Genomic DNA, 12,403 nt, shown 5'->3' with positions numbered 1-12,403 from the left:
TGTATTATTTCCCCTCCTTTTCTTGCTTTATCTTATCTTTACCAAATACTAGAAAACCTCCATCACTTAATTTACCGAATTTCCAAAATGTACCGTACTGTTTAATATACATATATTTTTGGTCATGCTTTTTCCCGACTCTATAACCTTCTGTAGTAGATCTAATGTTTTCACCATATTTACCGAATTTGTCTTGAATGTTTTTTGGTTGCTCATCAGGCTTAAAAAATAAGAAGCCAGTGATGTTTTTATTTTTTGATTCTAATAATATTTTTTTATTTGCAGTGCCTTGTTCATCCGTTTTTATGATAGTTTCGTAGATTACTTTCTTTGTATCATCATCCTTAAACAGAATATTAAATTTAGCATTTTTAGGAAGTGATGATTCCACTTTAATCCCAACACTTTTTAAATCATAAGTCCCTTGTGCTTTAATAGCTAAATTTTGTGGAGGTTTTTTAATTGTACATGCTGTAAGTGCAACAGTTGCCAAAGTTAGTAAACAGACCATTTTAATTTTTTTCATTCGATTTAAAAAACTCCTTTCTCAAGAATAAAATTTATTTCCAATTTTTCATATAAAAGTTGAAATTTTTAACCAAATTCAAATTAATTTTATCAAAATAATGACGGGTTGTGCAGTAAAATTGTTATAATTTTCAATTTTATCTAATAATTTCACCATTAAAATGTTTTTATACAGTATAATAGACTCGTACCAACTACTACTAAAGGAGGCAATTTGATGGAAAAAATGTTAGTAAAACGTTTAACACGTGCTGAGGTTCCAACAGAAATGACATGGAAATTAGAGGATTTATATCCTACTCGTGCAGAGTGGCTAGTTGCTTTAGAACTAATTGAAAATGATTTAGTAGAGGCGAAATCGTTAAAAGGTTCTGTCCTTAAGTCTGGTGAATCTTTAAAAAAAGCATTATTAACTTATGAATCGATTATGCTTCAATTAATTCGTTGTGGTACATATGTAAGCTTACGTCAGTCTGGAGATGGTTCAGATTCTCAAAATCAATCTGATAGTTTACAATTTTCTAGCTTAAGTACAAAAGCAAATACAACTTTAACCTTTATTCAGTCAGAGCTTTTACATCTAAATAATGAAATGCTAGAAACATTTATTAAGGAAGAAAATGAAATTGAGGTTTTTAAATTATTCTTAGAAGAAATTATTACATCTAAAAAACATAGATTACTCCCTGAAACTGAAGAGGCTTTAGCTGCGCTCGGTGAAGTTACTTCTGCCCCATATCGAATTTACCAAACAAGTAAGGCCGCTGATTTAACATTCGATTCCTTTGAAGATGAAAATGGAAAAGAATTAGAAAATTCCTTTGCCATGTTTGAAAACTTATATGAATTCTCTCCGAATCATACAGTGCGTAAACAAGCATATGAATCATTTACTAAAACACTTACCCAATACAAAAATACATATGCTTCGATCTATGCTACTCAAGTAAAAAAGGAAGTCGCTTTAAGTAAATTACGTAATTATGACTCAGTTACACAAATGCTGCTTGAAGATCATAAAGTATCTTTAGAAATGTATCATAATCAATTAAATATCATCTTTAAGGAACTAGCTCCACATATGCGTAGACTAGCTAACTTAAAGAAAAAACAACTTGGACTTGAAACGATTCATTTCTATGACTTAAAAGCACCACTAGATCCAGATTTCAACCCAAGCACTACTTATGAAGAAGCAAAAGAAACGATTTTAAAATCACTAGAAATTATGGGATCTGACTATCTCTCGATTATGGAAAAAGCGTTTGATGAGCGCTGGATCGATTATTCCGATAATGTTGGAAAATCAACAGGTGCGTTTTGCTCTAGTCCGTATGGAGTGCATCCATATATTTTAATTAGCTGGCAGGATACTATGAGAAATGCATTTGTACTTGCTCATGAGCTTGGACATGCTGGTCATTTCTATTATGCAAACAAATATCAACGTGTTGTAAATACTCGTCCTTCAATGTATTTCGTTGAAGCACCATCAACTTTTAATGAGATGTTATTAGGCCAATATTTATTAAAACAAACGAATGATCCAAAAATGAAGCGTTGGGTCATCCTTCAATTATTAGGTACTTATTATCATAATTTTGTAACTCATTTACTTGAAGGCGAGTTCCAAAGAAGAGTTTATGAACTTGCAGAAAAAGGTACGCCTCTTACTGCGACAACTTTCTGTGAAGTTAAAGGTAATGTTCTGAAAGAATTTTGGGGAGATTCTGTTGAAATAGATGAAGGTGCAAGTTTAACTTGGATGCGCCAGCCTCATTATTATATGGGACTTTATCCATATACTTATTCTGCTGGATTGACTGCATCTACTGCTATTTCACGTAGAATTGCCTCAGAGGGACAACCTGTTATTGATGCATGGATTGAAGTATTAAAAACAGGTGGTTCGAAAAAACCAGTTGAACTATTAAAAATGGCTGGCGTTGATCTAACAACAAGTGCACCGATCAAAGAGGCTGTTGAGTATGTTGGTTCATTAGTGACTGAATTAGAGTCTCTTTTCTAAAAATATCAAAAAAACCTAAATTATTTTAATATAAATAATTTAGGTTTTTTTATTAGTTTTTCATTTTCTTCTTTTTAGCTTTTGTTCCATTACTGTAAAGGATAAATCCAATACATCCGAATAAAATCGGTCCAAGTACAATTGGTAAATATTCTAATAATGTAGTATCTGGAGTCGGAATAAGCGTTAAACCGATTGTACCAACTACTGAAATCATTCCAATGAGTGCAACGAATATAGCTAGTGAATTGCTTTTAATTTTAAACGGTCTGTTTATTTTTTTATCAGTCATACGAAGTTTAATATATGCACTAATTAAAAATACATAAGGGATAAAAAATGCCAATGTCGACATTAAAATTAACATATTTAATGCCTTTGAAACACTTGGTACAAAAGCAGAAAGAATTAAAATGAATGTAACTGCAACCGCCTGACCTAATACTAAAATTGATGGCATACCATCTTTATTTACTTTTAATAAATTTTTAGGAAGAACATCCTTTGCACTTTCAGCAATCATTACACTAGGATTTAAAATTAAAAATGAAAGAGAACCTACAAATGCTAGCACAAAACAGATTCCTAAAATTTGCGATAGTGAAAAACTCAGTCCAAATTGTGAAGTTATTTTATCCGCAAATAAGTATAGTGCAGTCGCAGTTTGGTCAGATGAAATTGTAATGACAAACTGGAAAGCAACTGTTGCAAGTATATAGACTAATGCAATTATAATTGATGTAATAAAAATGGCTCTCGGAAATGTTTTTTGTGGGTTTCTTACATTCCCAGCAATCGTTCCTAGCATTTCTGCCCCTGAAAAACCAAACATTAATGTTGATAAAAACATAATCGTTCCAAATGATAAATTATTTGGCATGATTGTACTTTGTGTAAAGTGAGTAGCGCTTGGTTCACCGCTAAACATACTATAAAATCCGAAACCAAATATTAAAATTGCTGGAACTAATACGCCAAGTGGTGCGCCGATCGACGCAAGTCTTCCGCTCATTTTAGTCCCTTTTAATGTAAGTAATGTAACAATCCAAAAGATAACACTAGATATAATAGCTGTTTTCATAGGATGACTTGCCATTTGTGGCTGGTTAATTCCATATGCAATCGCAATTGTAGTAGTTAATAAAAGTGACGGATAATATGTAAAATTAGCAATCCAAAAAAACCACGAACATAAAAATGAGGCTTTTTCTCCAAAAGCTTTTCGAACCCAAACACCCATACCGCCTTGATTTGGATAGGTTGTTGATAATTCAGCTACAATCAATCCAATTGGAATAAAATAAATTAACGCTGCAACAATCCAATAAAATATAGCTGAAGGACCAATTGTTGAAGCAAAAGCAATATTACGTAATCCTAATATTGCATTTATACTTAAAAATGATAAACCCATTACACCTAATTTTTTAGTCGAATCCATGATGATACTGCACCTTTCATAAAAAAAATCTTCTACTTATTAATCACTTGAGTAATTATACAAATATATTAATATAAATTCAAACGTTATTTTATACTAGTATAATTTTTTGAATTAATGTAAAATTGCATCTTTAAATGATTGGTTATTGATAAAGTTTTGAATTTCGTTAAAAGAGTCAATATCTAGTTGATTCTTCTATAAAAAAGCAAAAAACCCACGAGTAATTTCCTCGTGGGCTACTTAATTTATTAATCAACGTAACGAATAATTTCTGCAACTTCTTTACGTGCAAGTTTTTTCGCTGGTTCAGATGGATATCCAAGTGAAATGACCATGTTAATTTCACGGTTTTCCTCGATCTCTAAATACGTTCTAAGTTTATCTTGAGCAAGTAAGACTGGACCTGTCATTGGACATGTTCCTAAGCCTAATGCATGTGCAGCTAACATTAAGTTTTGTGATGCTAAGCAGCTACTTTTAATTCCTTCTTCTTTCCAAACTTCATTTTCAACAAAGCCAATTGGATCAAATATTTTGGTTCTGAATTTTGATTCATAAGGTGTTGCTAAACAAATTATTAAAACTGGTGCTTCTCTAAATGCTGTTGCATAAGGACCAAAAGAACGAACTAATAGTTTACCTTCTTTTTCTAATCCTTTTTCTTTTGCTTTTTCAGCTACTTCATGTAGAGAATCCCATGTCATCTCTTCAATTTTTTTAATTTTGTCAGTGTTTTTAATAATGATAAACTCCCAAGTTTGTGAGTTTGTATCACTTGGAGCGTAACGTGCGCAGTCGATAATTTCTTCAATTATTTCATTTGAAACTGCTTGATCAGTAAATTTTCGAATACTTCTTCTTCCGTGAATAATTTCTTTAAACGAATTGTAATCCATGCTTCCACCCTTTATTGTATATGCTGATCTTCATTCATCCCTTGATGTTTTACTAATTCATAGTAAAAACCTTGTTTATCAATTAATTCTTCATGTGAACCTCTCTCTATACACATTCCATTTCTCAAAACAAGTATTTGATTAGCATTTTTAATTGTATTTAGTCGATGAGCAATGACAAAGCTTGTTCGACCTTGCATTAGTCTTTGTAAAGCATCTTGAATTTTAATTTCAGTAATTGTATCGATACTACTTGTTGCTTCATCTAAAATTAAAATTGCAGGATTTGCTAGAATAGCTCGAGCAATTGAGAGAAGTTGCTTTTGACCTTGACTAATTTGCTGATCATCTTGTTGTAAAATTGTATCATATCCCTTTGAAGATTTCATAATAAAACTATGTGCATTGGCAAGCTTTGCAGCCTCTTCTACTTCTTCATCTGTGGCATCTAAACGACCATAGCGAATATTTTCTCGAATTGTTCCTTTAAATAAAAATGAATCTTGTAAAACAAATGCCATTTGCTGTCTCAAATTTTTTCTAGAATATTGACCAATACTTACACCATCTATGAGTATATCACCACTATTGATTTGATAAAAGCGCGAAAGTAAATTTACTACTGTAGTTTTACCTGCACCTGTTGGACCGATTAAAGCGATTGTCTCACCTTGTGATACTTTAAATGAAACATTTGTTAATGTATTTGAATCCTTCCCATAAGAAAAATTAACATTTTTATATTCAACTTCACCTTGAATAACTTTTTGATCGTTAATAATGTGGGATTCATCAATCGCTTCAATATCTTCATCGATGATGGAGAATACTCTTTCAGCTCCAGCGATCGCAGATAGTAATGTATTAAACTGATTTGATAAATCGTTTAGTGGACGAGTAAATTGTCTTGAATACTCTGTAAATACAACAATTGTACCAATCGAGATATGGCCTTTATAGGCAAAGTAGCCACCAATCCCTGCAATGATTGCAAAGCTTACATTGTTTAATACATTCATGAATTTAGGAATAAATCCGGCAAAGATAAATGCCCAAAATCCTGAGTTTTTTAATTTTTCATTTTTACTTAAAAAATCTCGAATCATTTTATCTTCTTGAGAAAAAGTCTTGATGATTCTTTGGCCGGAAACTGTTTCTTCAATAAATCCATTTAACTCACCTAAGTTACGTTGCTGGATTTTATAAAGTTGGCCAGTACGGTGCGTAATCCATTTAATACCAATTATTAAAACTGGTACAATTGATAAAGTCAATAAAGTTAAGATTGGACTATACCAAAGCATCACTGAAACAGTACCAACTAAAGTTATAACACTTGAAAATACTTGAATTACAGATGTATTTAAAGTCGAACTTACATTTTCCAAGTCATTCGTTACACGACTCATTAATTCTCCGTGTTGTCTTTTTTCAAAAAATGACATTGGTAATTTATGAAACATATTAAATAATTCTGTTCTCATTTTTGTTACAGTATTTTGAGCAATATCGATCATCCAAAAATTTTGTAAAAACAATGATGCTGAATAACCTAAGTAAATAAACACTAAAGCAACGATTAACCAACTTAAACCACTTAAATTATTTTTAAGAATATAATGGTCGATTGAATAGCCAACTAATACAGGTCCTAATAAACCGAGGACAGAGCTTGCTAAAACCATTAAAAGCACAACAACTAATTTACCTTTCATTAATGCTAGGTAAGACCATATTCTTTTCAATGTTGAGGAAACGTTATCTGCTCGAGAAGCTTCCTTTTTCTTCTTTTCCTTTGATAATTGTAAGTGTTTATATTGGAAAGGTTTAGTTAGCTCCTTTAACATTATGAATTTCCTCCCTTCCATATTGTGAATAGTAGATTGCTTTATATAATTTTGAACTTTTTAATAGAGATTCATGTGTACCCTCTTCTACAAGTTCACCTTCATCTATAATTAATATTTTATCTGCATTTTTTGCTGTGCTGATTTTTTGAGTGATGATTAATGTGGTACACTCGTAATTTTTTAAGGCTTCAATCAAGCTAGCTTCGGTTTTTAAATCTAATGCACTAGTACTATCATCAAGTAATAAGATACTAGGCTTTCTAAGAATTGCTCTTGCAATCGAAAGTCTTTGTTTTTGCCCACCTGAAAGGTTAACCCCTTTTTGACCAATTAAACTTTCATACCCATTTGGAAAAGTTAAAATTGAATCGTGAATTTGCGCATGTTTAGCAGCTAAATAAACTTCCTCATCTGATGCACTTTCTCGGCCCATTAGTAAATTTTCTTTGATTGTTCCTGTAAATAGTAAGGCTTCTTGTGGTACATATCCAATTTGACCCCTTAGTTGCTTACTGTTTATTTTACGTACATCTTGATCATCAATTAAAATTGTTCCAGAATTAACATCGTATAAGCGAGGGATTAATTGGAATAAAGAAGTTTTTCCAGAGCCTGTTGAACCCAATATTGCAATAGTTGTTTGAGGGTATGCAACAAATGAAATATTTTTTAGTACTTCTTTTTCAGAATTAGGATAACTAAAAGAAACTTGATGGAATTGAATTTTTCCTTCTAACCGATTTGCTAGTTGGTTTCCTTCATTCTTTTCGACAAAGTCTTCTTCAATCGTTAATATTTCATCAATTCGTTCAGAAGAAGCTCTCATTCTTGAAAACGCACTAATAATAAATGAAAAGACAGTAAATGATGAAGTAATACGGGAAATATAATTTACGATTGCAACAATATCTCCAATATTCGTTTCGTGTGAATGTACTTTACTATTTCCAAACCATAATACGATCAAAATGGAAGCATTCATAAATAGAAGCATGACCGGCATCGTAATTTCCATTGTTCGTAATGCTACAGAAGTTTTTTGTTTTAAATTTTGATTTATATGTTGAAATCGATTATTTTCATGGTCATTTCGTACAAAAGCTTTTATTAATTTCATTCCAACTAAATTTTCCCTTAGCACACTATTTACAATATCCACATTATCTTGAACATTCTTAAATAGCCTTCTACCTTTTTTAACCATCCAATTTAAAAACATAAATAAGAAAGGTAAAATTAAAAATAGTATAAAAGAAAGCTTCCAATTCAAAATTAATGCCATTACGACACTACCAGTTACGATTAATGGCGCTCTCAAAATAATTCTTAAGCTCATAAATACTGCACTTTGTAATTGTGATACATCATTTGTCAATCTAGTAATGATTGATGATGTTGGTAAATAACTAAACGTTGTAAATGAAAAAGTTTGTACTTTCTCAAATAATGTTTTCCTTAACGTATATGAATAGCTTTGTGCAATATGAGTAGCATAAAAAGTATTTAATACTCCTCCAATAAAAGCAACGATCGATAACACGATCATGACGATTCCCCATTTTGTAACATAAGCCATGTCTTTGTGAACTATTCCATTGTTTATGATATTAGATAAAATATATGGTTGAAATAATTCAACTACTAACTCTAAAAGTAAAAAGACGATTGCTGCGAAAATTGTTATTTTATATGGTTTTAAAAATTTAAAACTATTCACTTTAGTCACTCCCCTACTAAAGAGGTAATGATTAAAAACCCCTCTGTATTTTCTTATCTCTTTTTAATAAATCTACTAAAATCTTAATAAAGGCATTTAAAACAGGAAAAGAACTCGTAATTAAACGAGTCCTCCTCATAAAAAATTATCATTCAGTGATCGATAAAAATTCTTCAACGTCTTTAAGAGATAGTTTTACTGCCTTCTCCCAGAAATCACGTTTTGTTAAATCTACACCTAAATGTTTTTGAGCTAATTCTTCAACTGTCATAGAAGCTGTGTCTTTTAATAGAGCAATATATTTCTGTTCATAGCTCTTTCCTTCTTCCAATGCTTTTGCATAAATTCCTAATGAGAATAAGTATCCAAAAGTGTATGGGAAGTTATAGAACGGCACACCTGTAATATAAAAGTGTAGTTTTGATGCCCAGAAATGTGGATGATACTCTTCTAAAGCCCCACTATACGCTTCTTTTTGAGCTTCTTCCATCAGTTCATTTATTTTATTTTTACTTACAACACCATTTTTACGCTCTTCGTAAAAACGCGTTTCAAACAAGAAGCGAGCATGAATATTCATATAAAATGCTACACTACGTTGAATTTTGTCTTCTAAAAGAGCTAAACGCTCCTGATCTGAACTCGCATTTTTAACAGCTGCATCAGCTACGATCATTTCTGCAAATGTAGAAGCTGTTTCAGCAACATTCATCGCATAATATTTATTAAGTGTATGAACATCTTTCATCGCAAATGAATGGAAAGCATGACCTAATTCATGTGCTAAAGTCGAAACATTCGAAGGTGTACCTGAATATGTCATGAAAATACGAGATTGGCCACTTTCAGGAAATCCTGTACAGAAACCGCCTGGACGTTTACCTGCACGATCCTCCGCTTCAATCCAAGAGTCTTCAAAAGCCATCTTTGTAAAACTAGTTAATTCATCACCAAATTTACCAAATTGATCTAATATAAATTCTGCACCTTCAGAATATGAAACGATAGAATCAATATCGGCAACAGGCGCTTCTAAATCATACCAACTTAATTTCTCTACGCCTAGTAATTTAGCTTTTCTTTCTAAATATTCAACAAATGGAGCTTTATTGTCGATGATCGCACCCCACATTGAATCAAGTGTTTCTTGACTCATACGATTGATTGATAATGGTTCTTTTAATACATTATTCCATCCACGTTGTCCATATACACTCAAACGGAAACCTGCAAGATGGTTTAATATTTTAGCGAAATAATCTGACTCTTCTCCCCATGTTTCTTCCCATTTTTCAAAAATCTCTTTACGCACATTGCGTTCCTTAGAAGAAAATAGATTCGATGCTTGACCAACAGATAAAACTTTATCATCATATTCGATCTGCATTTTTCCAACAACCGTATCGTACATTTGGCCCCAACCATGATAACCGTCAACTGAAAGGGCAGTAATTAATGCCTCTTGTTCAACTGATAATAATTCACTAGCATTTTGACGACGCTCATTTAATGCGAAAGAAATTTCCTTAAACTCATCAGTTTCTAAAATACCTTTCCAAACAGAATCCTCAATTTTAGTTAATTGACTATGGAATTTTGTTAAAGAAGTAGAAAATGTTGCATATAGCTGCGTTAAAGTTCCTCTTAATAAATTAGCTTTTTGATCAGCCATATTTTGAGCTTGTAAACAGCTAACAAATCCACCAGCTTGCGATAATTTCTTACCTATTACTTCAATAATACCTATGATATCAGCTAATTCCTCAACTTCATCACTACTTTTAGGAGCAGAAAACAAAGAAACCTGACTCTCTATTCTTTCTACTAAATTAGTAATTTCTTTTATGTATGATGCGAATGCAGGAGATTCACTGCCTCCGTTAAAGAAAACATCTAAATCCCATGTAAGTGAATATGTATTGGTTGACATACGACCCCACCTTTTGGTTTTATAAGTACATTTGTTATTATACATTATTCAAAATATTTAGTCTAATCATACTACTTTTCACCAATTTTATGACCTACACAAGCTTGTTGAATTTTGCTGCAATCGTACTTTTTGTCTATTTATGAAAGTATGTAATGTTTAGCATGATCCATTATGAAGGTAGTTTTTAGTAAATTTTAGTAGTTTTTTGAACTTAAATTCAGGATCTGTTTCCTTAAATATGAAGTAAATATTACAAAACTTCACTAATTGTTACATAGTTTTTAATTCAAAATTAATAAAAACCAGCTCAATTGCCCTAAAAAAGTATGTTTTTCTAGAATATTTATTACCTTATTGAAAAGTTTTTACTATTTTACTTTCTCCCTATAAATCATTCATTCCAACCGTTCAGCCCTTTAAAATCAAGCTTTCGGCTCATAATTAGGCGTTGAACATTCTTAATTTGGAACTATGTCGAAATTAACTGTCACTATTATGCAGAATTTATAGAAAATTATAAAAAAAGGTAATATATTTGTAACATAAAATAAAACTGCTGAAATCTTACTGTCACATTCCCATGGTAAAGTATTATACATAGAAGATGGACAGGAGCGGGAAATATGAAAAAATTAATGACATGTTTTGTTACTACTGTTATTCTAACAATGGGATTTACGACAAATACATACGCAGCAACTTACAAAGTAAAATCTGGAGATACCTTATCTGCTATCGCAAAAAAGCAAAAGGTAACAGTCTCTCAAATTAAATCTTGGAACCATTTAAAATCAGACCTTATTAAAGTAAATCAAGTATTGCAAATTAAACCTGCAACTAAGAAAAAAACGACAACGACTAAAAAAACAACAGCTAAAGCTGCTACACCTTATAAAGTAATTAAAATGAAAGCTACAGCTTACACTGGTAGTTGTAAAGGATGTAGTGGTAAAACAGCTACTGGCATAGATTTAAAAAAGAATCCAAAAGCAAAAGTTATTTCTGTGGATCCAAAAGTAATTCCACTAGGTTCTAAAGTATATGTAGAAGGCTATGGCTATGCAATTGCTGGAGATACTGGCGGTTCACTAAAAGGAAATAAAATTGATGTATTTATCCCAAGTCAGAAAAACGCCCAAAAATGGGGAGTTAAAACAGTTACTGTAAAAGTTTATAAAAAATAAGAAAACGAGCCGTTAATTCGGGCTCGTTTTTCTATTTCTAATTCCATTCGGATTTAAGTCAAATAATTGGCGATCCAATTCATTTAAGAATTCATTTCTCTTTTCTTCATTTGATATAATTTCAAGCATATTTGCATTTAAAATTAACTTTTGAATACTCTTTCTTTGTGATATTTCTAGTAAATACATTTCGTATGGTTTAAACCACTCTTCTTTTTTCAATACAGTCATTCTCTTTTCAATTAATTCCTCATCTTTCTTATAAAACGAATAGCCAAAAAATTTTTTTGGCAAATAATCAAAGAAAAATTGAGCGATTATTTCGATAACAAGCCAAGATATTAAACGAAATATGAAACCTAATAACCCAAAGAAAATCTCATGCATGGTTTTATCTCCTACTCTATTTATCATTATAATTTTAACATATCTTACCAATTAGTTTAATTGTTCTTTTAATCAATCCTTTGGATATTTTCCATTATACTAATAAATAATAAGATTATATAATTTTTTTTTGGAGATGAAACTAAATGAAAGATAAACGTTTTACGATAACAGGAACTGACATAAACGAAGTGAAAAGAAAAAATGCAAATTCTGGTTTAACATATAATCAAGTTAAACAATTACTTGCAGAAAAATATATGAAAGAACGAGAAAAATAAAGAATTATTGATTCCTTATTCTAATTTATTGTTAATTCTCGTGATTTCCCCTTAATTTATTCATTCATAGTTGATGCTCTTATTTGCTGTTTTAGTGATTTTATTTGCTGATTCGACTTTTTTATTTATAGTTTCGTAATTTTTATTTGCAGAT

Annotated in this window: 10 protein-coding genes; 3 read left to right on the top strand and 7 right to left on the bottom strand. The window is 31.2% G+C overall.

Annotated elements, in window-relative coordinates; translation table 11 throughout:
• Positions 1-4: 4 nt before the first annotated feature.
• Positions 5-526, bottom strand: coding sequence for a hypothetical protein (locus ABEY15_RS16000; RefSeq protein WP_429891147.1), 522 nt, complete (start codon positions 524-526; stop codon positions 5-7).
• A 219-nt stretch (positions 527-745) separates the two neighbouring features.
• Between ABEY15_RS16000 and pepF the strand changes: the two genes are divergently transcribed.
• Positions 746-2,557, top strand: a complete 1,812-nt coding sequence (pepF, locus tag ABEY15_RS15995; RefSeq protein WP_429891146.1) for an oligoendopeptidase F — start codon at positions 746-748, stop codon at positions 2,555-2,557.
• Between the two features lie 52 nt (positions 2,558-2,609).
• Here pepF and ABEY15_RS15990 read toward each other — a convergent pair whose 3' ends face one another.
• The 5 genes from ABEY15_RS15990 to ABEY15_RS15970 all read right to left on the bottom strand — a co-directional run bounded on the left by ABEY15_RS15990 (position 2,610) and on the right by ABEY15_RS15970 (position 10,394).
• Positions 2,610-3,998 (bottom strand): amino acid permease, encoded by a 1,389-nt coding sequence (locus ABEY15_RS15990; RefSeq protein WP_429891145.1) that lies wholly within the window; start codon positions 3,996-3,998, stop codon positions 2,610-2,612.
• A gap of 251 nt (positions 3,999-4,249) precedes the next feature.
• Positions 4,250-4,897, bottom strand: a complete 648-nt coding sequence (locus ABEY15_RS15985) for a nitroreductase family protein (protein ID WP_069032559.1) — start codon at positions 4,895-4,897, stop codon at positions 4,250-4,252.
• A gap of 11 nt (positions 4,898-4,908) precedes the next feature.
• Complete coding sequence (locus ABEY15_RS15980) at positions 4,909-6,744, bottom strand: ABC transporter ATP-binding protein (RefSeq protein ID WP_429891144.1); 1,836 nt, start codon at positions 6,742-6,744, stop codon at positions 4,909-4,911.
• A complete protein-coding gene (locus tag ABEY15_RS15975) occupies positions 6,725-8,464 on the bottom strand; it encodes an ABC transporter ATP-binding protein (RefSeq protein ID WP_429891143.1) in 1,740 nt (579 codons plus the stop codon). Before ABEY15_RS15975 ends, ABEY15_RS15980 begins: the two co-directional genes overlap by 20 nt.
• A gap of 148 nt (positions 8,465-8,612) precedes the next feature.
• Positions 8,613-10,394 (bottom strand): M3 family oligoendopeptidase, encoded by a 1,782-nt coding sequence (locus ABEY15_RS15970; protein ID WP_429891142.1) that lies wholly within the window; start codon positions 10,392-10,394, stop codon positions 8,613-8,615.
• 626 nt (positions 10,395-11,020) lie between these two features.
• Here ABEY15_RS15970 and ABEY15_RS15965 point away from each other — a divergent pair.
• A complete protein-coding gene (locus tag ABEY15_RS15965; protein ID WP_025671360.1) occupies positions 11,021-11,581 on the top strand; it encodes a 3D domain-containing protein in 561 nt (186 codons plus the stop codon).
• Between the two features lie 12 nt (positions 11,582-11,593).
• Here the strand turns inward: ABEY15_RS15965 and ABEY15_RS15960 are convergent, their stop codons facing one another.
• The gene (locus ABEY15_RS15960) at positions 11,594-11,968 is read right to left on the bottom strand and encodes a hypothetical protein (protein WP_429891141.1); all 375 of its coding nucleotides are present in this window, start codon (positions 11,966-11,968) and stop codon (positions 11,594-11,596) included.
• A 146-nt stretch (positions 11,969-12,114) separates the two neighbouring features.
• Between ABEY15_RS15960 and ABEY15_RS15955 the strand changes: the two genes are divergently transcribed.
• Positions 12,115-12,249, top strand: coding sequence for a hypothetical protein (locus ABEY15_RS15955; protein WP_091021372.1), 135 nt, complete (start codon positions 12,115-12,117; stop codon positions 12,247-12,249).
• Positions 12,250-12,403: the final 154 nt, after the last annotated feature.

Source organism: Gottfriedia acidiceleris (assembly GCF_050457485.1).
Lineage (GTDB): Bacteria > Bacillota > Bacilli > Bacillales > Bacillaceae_G > Gottfriedia > Gottfriedia acidiceleris_D.
The sequence above is the reverse complement of the archived record's forward strand: the minus strand, read 5'-3'. Positions and strand labels throughout refer to the sequence as shown.